Below are 18,057 nucleotides of genomic sequence, written 5' to 3'. Positions count from 1 at the left end.
TCGCGGTACGACCGCGGCCGAGGGGTCGGGATCACAGTAGATACTGGGCGACGATGTGACCGGAGTTTCCGGAGACGCCGGCGCCCGGCCAGGTGCCCGAGCCGAGGACGTAGAGGTTGGGGACGAACGTGCGGTGACCGGGTGCGGCCGAGGTCGGGCGAAGGGCGAAGCTTTGCGCGAGGTCTTGGGCACCGCCGTAGGGGTCGCCGGGGCCGCTGTTCGGGTTGAATGCGGAAAGAGTTGCGGGAGTGACAATTTCGCGGGCGATGATGGTTGCGCTCAAGCCCGGGACATGCCGTTCGACGACCTCGAGTACCCGGTCGGCGAAATGGTTCACCACGTCGGTGTTCCAGGTGCCGTCGGTGGTGATCGTTCCCGCCGCGTCGCCACGTGGGCGGGTGGGCACATCGGTGACCTGGATGCGCAGCACACTGATGCCCGCGGGTGCGCGCGTCGCGTCGTGCGCGGTGGGGGAGTCGACGGTCATCGTCGGCCACGCGGGCAGCAACCCGGCCCGTGCCTGCGCGACGTGCAGGGACAGCCCGTCGAGCGACTCGGTGAGGAACGGCTGCCCGATCCGTTCGAAACGCTTGTCCGTCCACGGGATCGGCGCGCTGGTCGCGAGGTGGAGCTGAAAGAGCCCGGTGCCGTACCGGTATCGGCTCGCCTGCCGCAGGATCCGTTCGGGCACTTCGGTTTCGCCGAGCAGCCACTCGTAGAGCTGGTCGGGGTTGACGGAGGCGACGACGCTGTTGCGGGCCCGATACGCGCTACCGTCGGACAGCTGCACGCCGACGGCGCGTCCGTCGGCCACCCGAATCCGGGTGACGGTGGCACCGGTCTGGAGCACACCGCCGTGGTCGGTGATGATGCCCGCGAGCGCTTCGGCGAGTTTGCCGATGCCGCCCTGGGGGATCGGATTGCCACCCGCGGTGAAACCGAGTGGGAAGATCGTCGTCCAGAACGCGCCGCCCGCGTCGTCGGGGCCGTGACTCACGTGCGCCGGCCACGAGCCGAAAAGGCTACGCATGGCGGGGGATTCGATCTCCGAGACAGCGGAACGCGCACTGTCCAGTGCGATCTCGGCGACTTCCGACCAGCCGTTCCCCTCGCGCACCAGCTGAGCGATGGTGGCGCGGGCCGCTGCTCCGGTCAGATCCTGGCCCAGCAACCCGAATATCGGGCCCACCGCGGGCCCCAGCGCCGACACGATCTCGGCGACCGCCGAGCTGTCGCCGGGGTGCAGCCGGTCCGCCTCCTCCGCGAGCGCCAGCGGGTCCCGCGGGAATACCGCCGTGGTGCCGTCTTCCAGGGACACCCCGGTCGGGAACTCGGGTTGTAAGATCTGCAGACCTTGTTTCTCCAGATCCGGCCCGAGGTCACGCCACGCGGGCCCGCTGATGAACAGGGGGATCGCGGACGAGAACGGGTCGTAGATCACCCCTGGCGTCAATTCGGCGCTGCGCACGAACCCGCCCACCCGATCATTGCGGTCGAGGACGAGTACCTCATGGCCCGCTTTGCTCAGATAGGCCGCGGCGACCAATGCATTGTGGCCGCCGCCGACGAATATGTGGTCGAAAGTCTGCATATGTTCAGTCGACCAGCACCGGCGGAGCAGGTCGATATTTCTTGTCACTCACCGGACCGGAATCTCGTTTTCGGCAGTGGGCTTGGTGGCGACCATGATGTCGAACGGTCCGGGCAGGACCGTGGCCTCTCGGAAACCGATCTCGCCGAGCAGGTCGAGATAGTCGGCCACTTCCCGCAACATGCTTGTGCAACTGTCCACGCCGATGAGGAAATACGACCAGAAGAATTGCCGGGCGAGCCGTTCGGCGTCCCGGAATTCCTCGCAGATGAGCACCCGCCCACCCGGTGGGAGGGCGCGGTAGGCCTTGGCCAGCAGCTCCCGGGCCTGCGGTCGCTGCCAGTCGTGCAGCACGCGCACGAACGACAGGATGTCGTACCCGCTCGGCAGCGGTTCGGCGAGGAAATCGCCGCCGACGAAACCCAGCCGATCACCGCAGCCCGATTGCGCCCGCGTGCGTTCCACGAGGGGCCGCAACGCGGGGAGGTTGTAGACGTCGGCCCGCAGGGCCGGTTGGTTCCGCAGCAGGTGCGCGGCCAAGGTGCCGTCGCCGCCACCGACGTCGAGCAGCCGCGAGTCGTCCCGCCACAACTCGGCGTGTATTCCGAACGCCTCGGCGATGGGGCCGATCCCGGCCGCCATGCTGTGTTCGAATCCGGCGACCTGCTCGGCGTTGTCGAGCGGCCACGCGAAAGCCGCGGACGGCATGCCACGCGTGCCGTGCAGTACCTCGGGCAGATGCCCGTACAGCGTGCGCCACGGGTAGGTGTCCCGGTCCCGTTCGAGCGAGTCCGGACCCAGCACGTCGACGGCCGCGTCGCGCGCACCGTCGATCGCGTGATATCCGGTGTCGTGCAACAGGTCCGAGGACCGTCGTCCGACCAGGCCGAGGCATTCGAGACAGTCGAGCAGCTTGTACAGGCGGATCGGTACCACCTCGAATCGATCACACAGCGCGCCGAGCGACACCGGTCCGGTGTCCAGCGCGTCGAAAAGACCCATCTCCCAAGCGGTTCGTACGACATCGATGGCCTTGTCGCCGTTGCACAGCAGGCTGAGCAGCGCGCGCGGCGAGACGACGATCCCGGTCATGCGCGCAGCCCCTTTCGCTCGGCAGCCACCGCGTCCATGAAAGCGTCCACTTCGTCCACCGTGTTGTAGATATGGGGAGCTACGCGCAGTCCCTCGCGCCAGCTGCACACCATGCCGCGTTCGACCAGCCGCCGCTTGACCAGCTCGTCACCCGGAAAGCTGAGGCAGACAACGCCGCCGCGGTACCGCGGCGCCCGCGGGGTGCGCACCGTGAGGCCCGCTGCGTCCGCCCGCTCGATGATGCGTTCGGTGCAGCGCAGCGAGTGCGCCCGGATCGCCGGCATGCCCGCCGAAGCCAGCAGGTCGAGGCCGACGCGGGACATCATGGCGGTGAGCGGAATCGGCGTGCCGCCCGCGAGCCGCCGCGCATCGGCGGCCCAGTCCTCGGCAGGCCGGAACGACAGCGGATCACGACCGGCGAACCAGCCGGTGGCGGCGGGCCGCAGCGTCGGCAGGAGTTCGCGGCGCGCGTAGAGGAACGCGGTGTGCGCCCCGCACAGCCACTTGCCCGCGCCGCCGAGTACGAAATCCGCCCCGAGCGCGGGCAGATTCAGGGGCACGACGCCGACCGTTTGGAAGGCGTCGATGATGACCAGCGCACCCATCCGATGGGCGCGCGCGACGATCCGTTCGAGATCGAGCATCGCTCCCGTGCTGTAGCTGCCATGGGCCACACACACGAGCAGGGTCTGCTCGTCGATCGCGGCTTCGATTGCCCCGGTATCGAAATCGACCATTACGCGTTCGGCGCCGTAGCGGGCGAAGCCTTGCCACAGGAACGGCACGGTGGGGAACTCGCGGTCGGTGGTGAGCACTTTGGTGCGCTCGCCACCGAAATCGAAACAGGTGGCGAGCCGGCCGAGCAGCGTGGTCAGGTTCGTGTCGGTGACGATCGTTTTCGCTGGGGCGCCGAGGAATTCGGCCAGCGCGTGGATATAGCCGTCCAGCTCGTCCAGCCATCCGCCCCAGGCGTCGTCACGCCAGTTCCGCATCGTCGCCCAGTAGCGATCGAGTACCTGCTCGACGCCGCGCGGCAGCGCCCCGGTCGAATTGCTGTTGAGGTACACACAGGTGTCCAGCACCGGGAATTGCGCACGCAGAGTGTCGATATGGCTGATGTCGTTCATCGGGCCGTCGCCGTACGGGCCGCTCCGGGCGCGTATCCGCCCTCGCGTCGCCAACTCTCGGTCAGCTCGATCCGGATCTGCCACAGCGAGCGGAACAGCGGCTTCGTCATCCGGCCGGTCAGTACCCGCGTCGGCACCCCGTCGAGGGCGTGCACCCCGTGACCGACGCCGATCGTCCTGCGCACCAACATGAAGTGGCTGATCAACCACAGCTGGAACCGTTCGTCGACATCGACCAGCAGCTCACAGATGCGTTCGAGCGCGGGCTGCGCGGCGGCGTAGACCTCTGCGAGGCCCACCCCGCGGCGGTCCAGCAGCCGATCGAGCGCCGCGTCGACGTGTTCGGCGGCGAGGAGAACCGCGTTGTAGCCGGGTGATTCCTGCCCGCTGCCATTGCCGAGACTGCGCCGGATGACCTGATAGGTGCGCGGTGTCAGCGTCTCGAGCACGCGGATCTCGCGGGCCAGACACTCGGCGATCCGGATCGTCCGATCGAGCCGCGCGGACACCCGCCACAGGTCGTCACCGTCGAGTTCGCCTACGACACCGACGAGTTCGTGCGCGATCAGTTTGAGCCAGATCTCCTGAGCCTGATGGACGATCTGGAACATCAGTTCGTCCGGATCGGTGAGCCGGTCCGCCTCGGTCTGCAAGGACAACAGTTCGGCGGTGCGCAGATACACCTCGTAGTCGGAAGTCCCGTCGCCGACCCAGGCTTTCAAGACGGTGTTGAACATCGGCTTCGACAGTGCCTCCCGCAACTGTGCCGCCGCCGATCCGTCCTCGATCGTGGACATGAGCGTTCTCCCCCCCCGGCGACATGTCGCCGCCTTGTTCGTAATACCTTCTGCCCCCGACTTCGCGACGGGCCGGCCAGGCGCATCGCGCCGGTCCACCCAGCGGATCAGTCGCCCGGAACCGTCAGGTGCGCAACCGCAACGAGGGGCCGTGACCTGCGGGTGGTCCACTGAGTCGACCGAGGCCTTTACAGGGCGGGGGTGGGGTTCGAGAGTGGTGGTTGCTCGGTGGTTGCGAAATGGGCTGTGCCACAACGCTATCTAGATGTAGGAATAATCGTCGTATGACTGCTTCGGCTCGGCTGCACATCAGCAAAGAATTCCCTGCGATGTTGGAACGGATCGATGCGCTCGCCGAATCGATAGAAGCGAATGCGGCCGCGGCCGCGGAACGCGGCAGTCTCACCGACGAGGTGGCGCGGGACCTGCTGGCCGCGGGGATCGTCCGAGCCGGTCTGCCGGAGAATCTCGGTGGCTACGAATTCTCGCCGTTGCAGTTGATCCAGACGATCGAGCGGCTCAGCTATCACGACGCCTCGGCCGGATGGACGATGATGGTGTTGCAGATGGTGACGGGCACTACTGCGGCCTACCTCGGTGCGGCCGCGGCGGCCGAGTTGTTTCCCGACGTCGCGGCGGGCAAGCACGCGTTGCTGTCCGGCCACGGTACCCGGCCAGGACGCGCCGTCCCGGTGGACGGCGGCTATCTGGTGAGCGGGCAGTGGCAGTTCGCCTCGGGCATGGCACTGGCCACGCACATCCACAGCGCGATCCAGGTGGCGGGGACGGGCGAGCCGCGGATCCTCGCGATGCCCAAATCGCAGGTGACGCTGGTGGACAACTGGGATGTGCTCGGGCTGCGCGCGACGAGCAGCATCGACTATCACTGCACGGAAGTCTTCGTGCCGCAGACGCATACCTACCCCGCGACAACCATGACGCCCGCCAACGGTGGTGCGATCTACCGCATCGGCGTGGTGAACATGTCCGCGATCGTGCACACCGGCTGGGCGCTCGGCACCGGCCGGCGACTGCTGGACGAGTTGCAGCGGTACGCCGCGAAGAAGTCCGGCACGCGCCACGCCGCCGTCGACACCGCGCAGTTCCATGCCGAATATGCCGGTGCCGAAGCGAAATTGCGGTCGGCCCGCGCGTGGGTGATGCGGGTCTGGCAGGACCACGAAGAGACGCTGGCCGACGGGGAACCGCTCAGCACCGAACAGGAGACGTTGGTCCGGTTGGCGCTCAACCACGCGACGTGGACGGCGCACGACGTCGGCCAGACCGTGCACCGCTGGGCCGCGACGACCGCGATCCGGCGCGGCACGATCGATCGGTTCCTGCGGGATCTCGAGACCGGTACTCAGCACATCACTTCGGGCCCGGTGGTGTTGCAGAACTGCGGAAAGTGGCTCAGCGGTGCACAACCCGGAGCGCACTGGGAATTCCTGGATCTGGTGGAGTGAGCGGACCCCTCAGTTCTGCAATGTGATCGGGGCGTTGACGAGTTCGGCCTCGGTGGGATCGCCGTTGGCGTCGTAGAACAGCCAGACACTGGTGAAAGTGGCGGGGCCGGGCTGGAATTCGAAGTAGCTGCCGGGCGGGAAATGAATGGTGTAGGGATGTGCGGCGCCGTCGCAGTTGCCGGGCACCGTGACCGACGGTGACGAGACACCCGCGTCATCCTGGTACAGCCCCGAATCGCCCCTGATGATGCTGCTCGGGCCACCACTGCACGTGTAGGTGCCCGTGACGTCAACGCTGCGGTCGGTGTTCAAGTGCGCAACGCTGTCCACCGTGAGACTCGGCGGCGGCGCCACGGCTACGGCGGTCGGTGCCAGCGCGACGCCGAATCCCGCTGTGGCGGCGAGTGTCAGTCCGGCGATCCGGTGCTTACCGATACGCCTTCCAATGCTTCGGGCATGGTCGAACATCGCATGACTCCTGTTGTGTAGGAGAGGAATTCGAAGACGCTTGCCCCAGCGAGCTTATCCCGTCCCAGGCCGTCCCACGATCCCCAGAAAATACGGTCCCTCACAGTCAGGTGTGGTTTGCGCGGGTGGTGTCGCAAGCCGCTTACAGCGCAGCGTATGTGGCGGCGACCAGGTTGTAAGCGCGGCGGTCGCCGGACAGCCAGTCGCGCCGTAGGTTCGGCACGAAGGCGATGGCCACCCGGTGGGTGTGGTCGCCCAGCCCGATCGCGCCGCCCGCGCCGGGATGTCCGAAGGCCCGCGCGCGGGCCGGTTCGGGCAGGATGAAGTTTTCGCAGGGCAGCATGTAGCCCAGGCCGAAAGCGCTTTCCAGCAACAGGACTGCGTCCGGGCCGCGTACTTGTTCGCGAGTCGCTTCGGCGAGCAATTCCGGCGGAAGCAGCGTTCCGTCGACGAGATCGCGATAGAACCCGGCCAAGGCGCGCGCCGTGGTGACCAGTCCGCCGGCGGGCCACCCGCCGGCCAGCACCTCCGGATTGTTGAAGGACCCAGCGGGATTGGTGGAGGCGCGCAGCGCAAGCGCATCGGGATCGCGAAAGGCCTGTGCCATTTTCGCGACCGTCGCGGTATCGATCGGGCCAGGATCGGACCAGAGCTGTTCGGCGGCAGGCGGGAACGCGACCCGTGCCGCGCGTGCGGCTACCTCGGGCGGTGCGCCGATCCACAGTTCGTCGCCGAAGTGACGGCGGACGTATTCGCCGACGGTGGCACCGGTGCGGCGGCGGACGAACTCTCCGACGAGCCACCCGAAAGTGAGTGCGTGATAGCCGTGTTCGGCACCCGGCCGCCACAGTGGGGGCTGATCGGCGAGGAGCGCGGCCATGGCGGCCGGGTCGGCGGCGTCGGCGGCGGTGACGACGCGGTCGAAGGCCGGGAGCCCGGCGCGATGTGCGAGCAGGTCCGCCAGGGTCGTCGCCGCTTTCCCCGCGGTGCCGTACTCCGGCCACCATGTCGTCACGGGTTCGTCCCAGCCGATACCCGCCGTGTGGGCCAGCGCGAGTGCGGCCGTCGCGGTGACCGCTTTCGTGCACGAGAAGGTGACGGCGGGGGTGTCGTGCTCCCAGGCCCGGTTCGTGCGCGTGTCCGCTACGCCACCCCAGAGATCGACGACGGCACGGCCATCGACGAACACCGCCACGGCGGCTCCCGTGTTCTGTCCGTCCTCGAAACTCGCCTCGAAGACCTCGCGCACTGCCTGGAAGGCGGGATCGACGTGCCCGTGCACCAGCCGGTTCATGACCAGAATTAGAACACGTTCTAGTTGCTGATGGGGGCTTTCTTCCTCGGCCAGCCCACGCGATTAGGCTCGGAGCGCGAGTCGATGGTCGGGCGGGGCGGCCCGTCCGTGACGGAGGGGTAGAAGTATGACGGGTTCTCCGCACGGAGCCGGTGGTCGGTCAGGGGCGGACGGCACACCGCTGCTGATCGTCGCCGGAGCGGTCGGGGTCGGTTTGCTGCTGGTGATCGGGATGGTGATCGGCTTCGTCGCGAGCCGGGACGGCGGCGGCGTATCGGGCACTCCGCTTCCGGTACCCGCGACATACTCGGCGGCGGCGACGACGAACGCTTGCGATCTCGTCGACCGCGCCGTGCTGACGAAATGGGCGGCGGCACCACTGCGCGAGCCCGATCACACGGAAACCCGGAATTCGGGCGACGTCGGCACGCTCAGCTGCAATCTCTTCTACGGCAACGCGCCCGGCGACAAGTTTCCGATGAACACTGCCGCCCTCCGGGTTCGAGCCGATGTCGAAGCGGGATCGGGCGCACGGACCTACGAGCACTGCAAGCGCAGCACCGCAGACCTGGCCGACGCGGGCTCCGAGGTGACCTCCGGGGAGTTCACCGGGATCGGGACCCAGGGGTACTGGCAGTTCGAAGCCGACAACTTCGGCGGCATCGTCGACGCGAAATATGTTGTGTGCGTGTGGGATGGGGGAGTCGCGGTGAAAATCGACATCGACCTCTCCCGCGAGCAGGCGGCTCCCGTGATCGGCCGGGACGAACTCGATTCGGTTGCACGCACCCAAGCCCGCAAGGTGCTGGACGGCCTGCGCATTACCGCTACATCCGCGACGTCGTCCGCCGCAGCGACGACCACGCCACCGCCGGAACCCGCGCCGGGCAACTATGCGATGAGCAAGGCCGCCAATGCGTGCGACCTCGTCGATTCCACTGTGCTGCACCAGTGGTCGTCCACGCCGGACCAGCCGCCCGCCCATCACGAAACCCAGCCGAGCGCCTACGGACCCGGCAGTCTGACCTGTCAGGTCAGCTACAAGAGTCCCGCCGGCGATGGCGTGCACTGGAATCAAGCGGCCATCGACCTGCGCGTCGAGTTCACCACGGCCGGAGCGGCGCCCGCCTACGACGAGTGGAAACGCAAGGACACCGGCACAACTGGATCCGGTCTGGATTCGGGTGACGTGCCCGGCATCGGCGCGCAAGGTTATTGGCACACGGCGGTAGCGGATTCGAGCAGCACCACCGGCATGGACTACGTCGTCGGCGTGCAGGACAGCAACGTGTCGGTGCGCGTGCGCATCCCTATCCTGCGCCAGCACGGCGAACCGCCGGTGCACCTCGACGAGGTCGGTGCGATCGCCCGAAACCAGGCTCAGCGGGCCCTGGATGCACTGCGGAAGTAGCGCGGCTTCGGGACTCTGAACCACGGTCGATCCGGCGGGTGCTGCTGTGGTGCCGGCAACACTCCCGCTTATCAAGGCTAGGGCATTAGTTGTCCTAGCTGACGCATAGCGTGGGTCCGTATTGCCGGCGCCGCTGCGGCGGCCGGTTCGCGAACCGAAAGAGGTGCAGTATGGGTGCAAACGGGAATCCCGTCGTGTCCACGACGTCAGGCCGGGTTCGGGGACACATGCGCGGTGCGGTGGCGGTCTTCGAGGGCATCCCCTATGCCGCCGCTCCGGCGGGTGAACTGCTGTTCGACGCGCCGCAGCCCGCGCCGTCCTGGGACGGAATCCGAGATTGCACGGAGCCGGGACCGTGGGTCCCGCAAGGCGTCTCGATCGGCAGCACGGAACTGCTCGACGCCTCGATGAGGGAAGACAACGAATGCCTGAATCTGACCGTGACGACGCCGGATGTGGGCGGCGCGGGGTTGCCGGTCATGGTGTGGATCCACCCGTCGGCGTGGCAGGCGGGTGGTAATTCCGAGGCGCGGTTCGCCGACACGTCGCCGTTGGCGCGCCGCGGCGCGGTCGTGGTGGCGATCAACTATCGGCTCGGGGCGCCCGGGTTCGCCGAGATCGCAGGGGCACCGAGCAATCGCGGTCTGCGCGACCAGATCGCCGCACTGACCTGGGTGCAGGAAAACATTCGTGCGTTCGGCGGTGATCCCGGCAACGTGACGATCTTCGGGAGCTCCGCGGGCGGGTTGAGCTGTGCGTTGCTGTTCGCTTCACCCGCGGCCACCGGGTTGTTCCATCGAGCGATCCCGCAGAGCCCCGGCCCGGTCGTGGTCGCCGAGCCTGACGAGGCGCATCTGTCCGCACGCAACTGGGCGACGCGCCTCGGGACCGAGCCGTCGCGCACCGCGCTGGCCGCGGTGGCACGTAAAGACATCATCGGGCGGCAACTGGCGATGACGCTGGAATCCATGCAGGACCCCGACCCGCGGTGCTGGGGCGCGTCGAACGTGCGGGCCGGCTTCGGGGCCTTTCCGTTCGTGCCCGTTCTCGACGCGGAGATCCTCCCGCTGCGGCCGGCGGAGGCGGCCGCAGGCCGGGCAGCGGCCGGAGTGTCGCTGCTGCTGGGCCAGTCGACCGACGAGGTTCAACCCATGGCGCAACTGATCGCACCGCAGCCCGCCGCGATTGATCAGGACGCGGAGCTGGCACGGTGCCTGGAGCGGATCGGCGCGGACCCCGCCGTGGTCGAGATCTTCCGCCGCAACCGCCCCGATGCCGGAACGCAGGAATTGTTCTACGCCGTGGCCGCCGAATGGCTGGTGCGCGCTCCGTACCACGAACTCGCCGAAAATTACGCCACCGCTGGTGGTCTCGTGTACCTGAACGAGTTCGCCTGGCGCACAACGACAGTGGATGCTGCCATCCATAGCGGCGAGTTGCCGTTCCTGTTCGAAACCTACGATGTGCACCGCGCGATGGGCCTGCTCGGCGACCACCCGCCGACCGCGCTCGCCGAAGAGATGCAGCAAGCCTGGATATCCTTTGCCACGCATGGCGATCCGGGTTGGGCTGCCGTCACGCCGAACCGGCTCGCCGCCGTGCAGGTCTTCGATGGCGAGACGAATCCCGTTGTGCCCACGCCGCGGCTGGATGAGTTGGACGTAGTGCGCAGGTTTTCGTAGAACCGGCCGTCAGTCGCCGTATTGGTCGTAGGCCTCGAACTCGCCGAAGCCGTCCTCGAACCAGCCCAGATCACGCCAGGAGCCCGAGCCGTCGAGCGGGCCCTCGTAGACGATTTCGAGATAGCTGCCGGACTGGTCGTCGAGTCGCACGCGGCGGCCCCGGCTGTACAGGAACAGGGACACGCTGATGTCGGGCTTTCCGTCCTCGTAGGCCATCCCGAGCACCCCCTCCCAGGCCACCTGGAGCGGCCCGGACGGAGCCGGACCTCGTAGGAGACAGGAGAACCCTTCGTCGAACTGGTTCGACTTGACCACGGTCACCTCTTCGCCGAGATGCGCGCCGAAACCGGCGACGAAGGTATCGATCGTCGCCTGCCATCGGCCGGATGGCGGGTTGTCCTGAGGGTCGTTTTCGACCGTCACTGCCAGCTGTTCCCTTCCCAGCTCTCCCGCGTGGGATACACCACTTCATGAGCGCCGTTGTTACGGGTGATTTCGACGTAATGCTCGCTCTCGGCCCATTTTTCCGGTTTGAGCGCTTTCGGCTTCTTCTCGTTCTTGTCGATCAAACCATAGGCCGTGATGACGGAGTTCTTGTTGCCTGCCTCGGTGACGACAATCGAGCCTTTGCTGTAGTAGACGTCGACGGGGCGGATGTAGGGCTCCTTGGTGACATGGTGCTTGCCGTGGTAATCCCCGCTGAAGATCCGTTGCGGGTTGTTGAGGATCGATGCTTGAACCTCAGGGGTGACACCGTGTTTCTGCAGCGCATGCCCGGTTCGGCCACCGGGGTAGGGGGCCGGTGCCCGTTGCAGCTCCTTCGGCGTGACCTGCCGGTAGAAGTTGGCGAAGCGTTCACACGCGGTCGGCGTCAAACCGAGTGGGTCGATGAACCGGAGCGGATTGCTGGTGTAGGCGTACGGGTTCGGTGCGGGGTCCAGCCCGAGCGGATCGGGTGTCAGGTACTGGCCGGTGTCCGGGTTGTAGTACCTGAACATGTTGTAGTGCAGGCCGGTTTCGGGGTCGTGGATCTGGCCGGGGAACCGTAACGGTGAGCCGGTTTGCCCGCGCCAAGTCGTCCGGCCCCATAGATCGGTGTGTGCGTCGGCCACGGTGTCGGCGGTGGCGGGGTCGACCAATTCGGCGGGGGCACCTACGAGATCGGCGACGATCGCGTAGAACTCGCGATCGACCGTGCCCTGGTCGGTCGACTGGGTGAGCGGCGTGTGTGAGCCGGGTTGGTACTGCCAGCGAACGGTCGCGGTACCGCTGGACTGTTCGATGAGCTGGGTGCCGTCCCAGAGATAGTCGACGCGCTCCAGGACAGTGCCGTCGGTAGCGCGGTGTTGTTTGGTGGTGCGGCGGCCGAGGGCGTCGTAGGTGTAATGCCACCACTGGCGATCCGGCGTCCAAGCGTCGGTCAATTGGTCGAAAGCGTTGTAGCGGTAGTGCCATACGTCCGGTTTCCGGGACAGCCGGACAGTGGTTTTGCGAATCAGCCGTCCGGCGGCATCGTAGTGGTACCGGGTGCGGCCATCCCGGACGAGGAGAGCGCCGCGGTACTCGCGACGACCGTTGTCGGGCGGAAAGTCAGGTTTGCCCCCTGTCGGTGCTGACACGGTGGCGCTGGTGACGTTGTCGAGTGCGTCGTAGGTGTAGCGCTCGGTGGGCGCGCCATCGGTCGAAACGGTGGTGACCCGACCGGCAGGGTCGAGTTGGTAATCGCGTCGCAAGGGGTTGGTCTGCGGACGGTCGATGGTGTGGGAGATGAGGTATCCGTCTGGGCGATAGGCGAATTCGTCGCGACGAAGGCGGGTCGGGTCCGGTCGAGCCGACGGCCCGGCTTCCAGTGCCAGGGAGCGTGGCGGAAAGGCGGTCACCTCTTGGTGCGTCACTCGGCCGAGGGCGGTGAGGCCACGCGTGACGGCCACTTCGCCTACTCGCCAGGTGGTCAGCCGCCCGAGCGGGTCGTAGTCGAAGGTGATGTCGTGGTCGTCGGCGTTGAGATGGTCCAGGCGGCCGGTGACATCGTGGTGCCAGGTGGCGACAGCGCCCGAAGGTGTGGTCCGGCGCGTGCGGTGGCCGCGCCTGTCCTGTTCGAAGAGCATCGGCGGGTTGGCGTCGAGTTTCTCGGACACAACGGCACCGATTGCGGTGTACGCGAATTCGAGACGATGGGTGAGATCCGCGCCGACGCCGTTCACCGCAGTCAGGACGCGGCCTGCCGGGTCGTGGGTGTAGCGGATCCACTCGTCGCCCGCGGAAATCTCGGTCAGGCGGCCGAGGACGTCGTGGTGCTGGTGACGAGTCGCGCCGGTTGCCGGGGTGATCGCGCTGACCCGCCCCGCGCGGTCGTACGCGTATCGGGTGGTCGCGCCGCTGTACGCGGTCTCGGCGACCAGCCTTCCGGCACTGTCGTATTCGTAGGTCCAGGTCTGGCCGATCGGGTTGTGCACGGCGACGAGACGGCGCTCGGTGTCCCAGGTGTAGCGAGTGGTCGAGCCGTCCGGATCGGTTCGGGAGCGCAGGAGGTCGAAATCGCCGTACCCGAGCCGGGTGACCGCGCCGGTGCGATCGGTGCGACTGCGGATGTTGCCCTCGCCGTCGTAGGTCCACGATTCGCTGCGCCCGTCGGGATCCGTTCTGCGCAGCAGCTTTCCGGCGGCAGACCAGTCGAAGCGGGTGACCTCGCCGAGGGGATCGATGATGTGGGTGGTACGGCCTGCGGCGTCGCGTCGGATATGCGTCACCGCGCCGTGCGGCTCGGTGACCTGGGTCAGCAGCCCCGCCTGATCCACCTGAAAGGTGGTGCGGGCACCGTTGGCTTCGACGACGGACGCCAGTGCGCCGTTGGGGTGATAGGTGAATTCGGTGCGGCTCCCCATGGCGTCGACCACCGCCGAGAGATTGCCGTGCTCGGACCATTCCCGGTGGGTCACCGAGCCGTCGGGGGAGGTGATGGTGAGCGGGCGGTTGCGCCAGAGATATTCGACCTCGGTCGAATGGCCGTCCGGTCGAACGACTTTCGCGCAGTCGCCCGCGCCGTTGTAGTGGTAGCGGGTGGTCGCGCCGTCCGGGCCGGTGACGGTCAGCGGTCTGCGGTCGGCGTTGTAGTCGATGTGCGTGCGGCCGCCGAGCGGGTCGACGAGATCACGCAGTTGCAGTTCGCGGTCGAAGCCGTGGGACGTGGAGGCGCCGAAAGAATCCGTGACCATAGTGAGCCGGCCGGTGCCGTCGGGGAGTTCCAGATAGTCGTAGTCGCAGTTCAATATTCCGGCGGTGCCGCGCTGGAAGACGACGCGACCGGACTCGTCGTAGGTGTTCACCATCTGGTTGCCGTTGGAGTCGGTCCACGAGGTCATCCGATGCTCGACGTCGTAGGTGTACCGGGTGGTGGCTCCGTCGGCATCGGTGATTGCAGCCAAATCTGTTCCGGCATAGGCGAACTCCAGCACCCGGGCGGCTGATTCGCCGAGCTCGGGATCGTCGCAGAGCAGCGACAGGCCGGTGATCCGCGCACCGTCCGAATCGATTCGGACCCGATATCCGCCCGAATGCGTGACCTCCACCGGCACGCCGTCGGCGTCGTAGTGGAACCGGATTCGGTTGCGGTGCCGGTCGGTGATCGCCGAGATCGCGTAGTTGCCGAACCTGGCCTCGATGCCGTCGAGCCCCAGTTCCGGCGCGAAATGCCAGAGGACCTCAGCTCGTTGATCCCACACGCGGTACCCGCCTGCTTCGGTGCGGGTCAACGACCACTGCTGTCCTTCGGTGAGCGGGTGCACCGGAACGCCGACCTCGGCATGCGGGTAGGCGAGCATCATCGCGTTCTCGCCGATGAACGTGACGCCGGCGTCCTCGACCACGATCCTTGCGTCCAAAGTACTGGACCACGACGGGCCGAACCAGCGACCGAACCCGAAATTCGAATGGTGGGCCCGCTGCAAGGTCAGCGGCAGCACACCGGGCAGGTCGAGATCTGTGTCGGGAAGCAGGAATTCGCCGGTGCTGATATCGACCGGGTCGGTGGAACAGGTCTTCTGCGCCGGTGTCCGATCGGCCTCGGGGCCCGTCTCGCGTGCGTGCTCATGCGCATTCCGGTCGGCCTCGGCGCGTCCCCGGGCGGGGTGATCGGCGTCAGGGTCGTGCGGACGGTCGTGGGTGTCCGTGCGGTCGGTGTGGCGATCGCGAGGTGTGTCGTCGTGGTCGCGGGGGCGGTCGTTGCCGTGGTCGCGGTCGGGGTGCCGGTCCCGCGGAGTGGTCTCGGAATCGTGGGGGCGGTCGCGGTTGTCGGTGCGGTCGCGGTCGTGCGGCGAATTGTCCGGCCTGTGTCGGCGGTCGTGGTCGAAGTCGCGATCGCGCGGTGTGTCGTCGTGGGTGCGGGGGCGGTCCTTCGGGTGGCGATCGCGCGGTTTGTCGTCGAGGTCGTGCTCGCGGTCACGGGTTGGTTCGCGGTCGGGGTGGCGGTCGCGCGGGTGATTTAGGTCGGGACGCCGATCGCGTGGTGCGTCTTCGGGACCGTGTGGGCGATCGTGGCGGTCGGTGCTGTCCGGGGTGCGATGTGGATCCTGATGCGGCGTAGGCCTGTTCGTGCCGTGGGAATCGGTGTGCCGAGTCGGTGTGTCCGGGTGGGTGCGGGTCGTCGGTTCAGCGTGTGCGCGCTGCGGGGCGTGATCGGGAGTGGGACGGGTGGTCGGGGACGGGTGCGGCTCGGTACGGCTGGTCGGAGTGGGGTCGCGGTGCGGGCGGGCGACTGGTTTCGGATCGGCGTAGGGACGTGTCGCGGGGTCCGGCTGTGCCCGTGCGGCAGGCGTTCGATCCGATGGGGTGCGGGTACCTGGTTCAGGGCGTGACGCAGGGGTGAGATCGGAGTAGGCGCGCGTGGGGTCGGGCTGCGCGCGGATGCCCGGCGCGGGATCCGGGCGGGTGTACGGTGCCGGAGCGTCCGGATGCGACCACGGGCTGGTCTGCCAGACGGGTGCGGGATCGGGTTGGCGTATGGGGCCCGGCTGCGGGTCGGGCGTGTGCGGGCGGACCGACGCCGGGTCGGTCTGATGGGTCGGCGCAGCCCCGGTGTCAGAGCGTACGGGCGGCGCGTGGACCGGGTCTGCGGTCGAATTGTGGCCTGGATCGGTGCGAACATGCGGTGCCGCTTGGGAATTCGCTTGGGGGGACCGCTGGGAGTCGGGGGTCGCGCGCATGTCGGAGGTCGCGTCGGAGTTCGCGCCCGGTGCTCGTGTCGTATCGGCGTGCTCGCGCGCGCCCGGTGCGGTGTCGTTGTGCGGCGTTCGCGTGGTGTCGGGGTTCGCGTGGGTGTTCGGTGTGGCGTCGGCGTGCGGCGATCGCGCCTCGGGGTTCACCTGCGGCGCATCGGAATTGGCGTGCGGCGAGGGGGAGTCGACGTCGGTGCGGGAATGGGGCGCGCGTTCGGGGTCGGCGTGCACCGTGGGGGGATTGTCGGCATGGGTCGTGGGGCGTAACGCCTCTGGCCTGGGGTCGGTGCGATGTGGCGGCGGATCGGCGTCGGGGCGTGTGGGCGGCGTCGGGTCCGCGTTCGTGTGCGGCGACGGTGCGGGGTCGGGATCGCGGTGGGCGACCGGCGAGCGGTCGGGGCCGGGATCCGCATGCTGGTTCGGTATGGGCGAGGGTTCGGTGTGCGGGGCAGGGGAGGGGTCGGTATGAGAACTCGGTGCCGGGTCCGGATCCGCGTGCCGGGTGGGTGTCGGATCGGGCGCATGGTGCGCCGGACCCGATGCCGGGGACTCCGGCCGATGCGGTTGCTCCGTCGTCGAATGGTTTGTACCGCCGACATTTTCGTGCTTCGGAGCGGGAGCCTCAGGACGGCTGTTCGCCTGCACCGGGTTCGTGTCCGTGGGCGTATGCCCGTTGTCCACGCGGGTGGGCGCGGGGTGCTGCGAGGTCTGCATCGACATGTGCGACGGCGTGCCGCTCGGTGTGTGCGTCGAATTGGGCAGGTGCCGTCCGACATCGCCGACATCGTCGGCGACACGGGCCAGCCGGCCCGCGTCCTTCATCTTGCGCAGTGCACTGACGGCGACCTTGGCACTGCCGCCACCGCCGGTGGCGGCAGTGAGCAGCGCATCACCGGTCAGCGCGCCCATGAATTCGAACGGATTCTTCCTGGCGTCGGACAGTATCGCCGAGACTGTGGCGCCCGGATCCGCCACTGCGACAACCAGTCCCGTCGCGAGATCGGAGAGGCCGGTCGCGTATTCGGCGGGGTGGGTCATGTTGTAGATATCGGTCGGGTTGACCTGGCGCACGAACTGCACGAGTCCGGTGAAGCTGGTGAGCAGGCCGGAGGTGAAGTTCAATGCCCCGTGCTCGAGGACGCCGCCCATATCCGAGATGTTGGCGATCCAGCGGTCGGTGAACGGTGGTTCCTTCGGTGCCTTGTCGGTGGCGGCGTTGAACGCGCCCACTGCGATGGAGGCTCCGTTGTCGCGCTGAGTTCGCGCTCCGCGCAGGATCTCTCGCGCTTCGTTGCGCATCGAGGTCCAGGTGTCGACGAGTGTGGTCTGCGCCTGCTGTTCGCCGGTGAGCGAGTTCCACCAGTTCTTCTGTCTGCGTTCCTCCGCGTCGGCGGCCTTCCATTTATCGATGGCGTCGGCGGCCTTGCCCTGCCCGGTCTTCACCTCGTTGTGCCAGGCCTCCATTGCCTTGGCTGCCGAGGTGAAGGCGTCGGCGCAGTCGAACCACAGTTTCGGCTGCTTGTCATAGACCGCGTTGAACGCGTCCGCGCCTTCGCCGACCCATTCGGCGGCGTCGATCTGCTTGAGCGCCTGCCCAGTCGAATCGATGGCGGTCGCCATCTTCTGCAAAGTCTGTGCGGTGGCGCTGATTTCGGTCGGCTCGCCGCGGATCAGTTCTTTCGGATCCTCGGTCTCGCCGAGTTCCTCCTCTTCGACGTCACCGCCGGTGCCGGAGGCGATGTTGTCACCGAGGTCGTCCAAGCCCTCGGCGATGCCGTCGAGGCCGATCGCCTTCGCGCCGTCGGAGAGCAGGTCCAGCGCGTCGTCGGCGACCTGTCCGACGCCCTCGACGACCGCTTCGACACCGTCCTCGATCGCCTCGCCGATGTCGTTGACAACATCCCAGAATCCCAAGG

The 18,057-nt window shown here is 67.6% G+C and carries 11 protein-coding genes; 3 read left to right on the top strand and 8 right to left on the bottom strand.

Annotation, left to right across the window (positions count from 1 at the left end):
* Nucleotides 1-31 precede the first annotated feature (31 nt).
* From NVU01S_RS03795 to NVU01S_RS03780, 4 genes are read right to left on the bottom strand one after another with little or no spacing between them, the layout of a single operon-like run.
* On the bottom strand, nt 32-1,591 hold the full coding sequence (locus tag NVU01S_RS03795; protein WP_043664911.1) for a phytoene desaturase family protein: 1,560 nt from the start codon (nt 1,589-1,591) through the stop codon (nt 32-34).
* A 48-nt stretch (nt 1,592-1,639) separates the two neighbouring features.
* Nucleotides 1,640-2,683 carry a methyltransferase gene (locus tag NVU01S_RS03790; RefSeq protein ID WP_043664909.1) on the bottom strand — a complete coding sequence of 348 codons (1,044 nt, stop codon included), beginning with the start codon at nt 2,681-2,683 and terminating at the stop codon, nt 1,640-1,642.
* Complete coding sequence (locus NVU01S_RS03785; RefSeq protein WP_043665149.1) at nt 2,680-3,810, bottom strand: aminotransferase class V-fold PLP-dependent enzyme; 1,131 nt, start codon at nt 3,808-3,810, stop codon at nt 2,680-2,682. The genes NVU01S_RS03790 and NVU01S_RS03785 overlap by 4 nt, the downstream gene beginning before the upstream one ends.
* Nucleotides 3,807-4,607, bottom strand: coding sequence for a tryptophan 2,3-dioxygenase family protein (locus NVU01S_RS03780; protein WP_043664907.1), 801 nt, complete (start codon nt 4,605-4,607; stop codon nt 3,807-3,809). The genes NVU01S_RS03785 and NVU01S_RS03780 overlap by 4 nt, the downstream gene beginning before the upstream one ends.
* Nucleotides 4,608-4,891: 284 nt before the next feature.
* Between NVU01S_RS03780 and NVU01S_RS03775 the strand changes: the two genes are divergently transcribed.
* Nucleotides 4,892-6,073, top strand: coding sequence for an acyl-CoA dehydrogenase family protein (locus NVU01S_RS03775; RefSeq protein ID WP_043664904.1), 1,182 nt, complete (start codon nt 4,892-4,894; stop codon nt 6,071-6,073).
* A gap of 9 nt (nt 6,074-6,082) precedes the next feature.
* Here the strand turns inward: NVU01S_RS03775 and NVU01S_RS03770 are convergent, their stop codons facing one another.
* Both NVU01S_RS03770 and NVU01S_RS03765 read right to left on the bottom strand, forming a co-directional pair.
* Nucleotides 6,083-6,541 (bottom strand): DUF6299 family protein, encoded by a 459-nt coding sequence (locus tag NVU01S_RS03770; protein WP_043664902.1) that lies wholly within the window; start codon nt 6,539-6,541, stop codon nt 6,083-6,085.
* A gap of 142 nt (nt 6,542-6,683) precedes the next feature.
* Complete coding sequence (locus tag NVU01S_RS03765; RefSeq protein ID WP_043664899.1) at nt 6,684-7,835, bottom strand: serine hydrolase domain-containing protein; 1,152 nt, start codon at nt 7,833-7,835, stop codon at nt 6,684-6,686.
* A gap of 127 nt (nt 7,836-7,962) precedes the next feature.
* On the opposite strand from NVU01S_RS03765, the gene NVU01S_RS03760 reads away from it, so the two are divergent.
* Nucleotides 7,963-9,246 carry a hypothetical protein gene (locus NVU01S_RS03760; RefSeq protein WP_043664897.1) on the top strand — a complete coding sequence of 428 codons (1,284 nt, stop codon included), beginning with the start codon at nt 7,963-7,965 and terminating at the stop codon, nt 9,244-9,246.
* A 194-nt stretch (nt 9,247-9,440) separates the two neighbouring features.
* Nucleotides 9,441-10,928: a carboxylesterase/lipase family protein gene (locus NVU01S_RS03755; RefSeq protein ID WP_167829344.1), complete on the top strand. Its 1,488-nt coding sequence runs from the start codon at nt 9,441-9,443 to the stop codon at nt 10,926-10,928.
* Nucleotides 10,929-10,937: 9 nt separating this feature from the next.
* Here NVU01S_RS03755 and NVU01S_RS03750 read toward each other — a convergent pair whose 3' ends face one another.
* Together NVU01S_RS03750 and NVU01S_RS03745 are read right to left on the bottom strand one after the other, a co-directional pair.
* Nucleotides 10,938-11,351 (bottom strand): hypothetical protein, encoded by a 414-nt coding sequence (locus tag NVU01S_RS03750; protein ID WP_014985331.1) that lies wholly within the window; start codon nt 11,349-11,351, stop codon nt 10,938-10,940.
* Nucleotides 11,348-18,055 carry a putative T7SS-secreted protein gene (locus NVU01S_RS03745; RefSeq protein ID WP_052280200.1) on the bottom strand — a complete coding sequence of 2,236 codons (6,708 nt, stop codon included), beginning with the start codon at nt 18,053-18,055 and terminating at the stop codon, nt 11,348-11,350. Before NVU01S_RS03745 ends, NVU01S_RS03750 begins: the two co-directional genes overlap by 4 nt.
* Nucleotides 18,056-18,057: the final 2 nt, after the last annotated feature.

It is taken from the genome of Nocardia vulneris, from assembly GCF_001613425.1.
GTDB classification, from domain to species: domain Bacteria; phylum Actinomycetota; class Actinomycetes; order Mycobacteriales; family Mycobacteriaceae; genus Nocardia; species Nocardia vulneris.
Note: the sequence above shows the minus strand (reverse complement) of the source record. Positions and strands in the feature narration are given on the sequence as shown.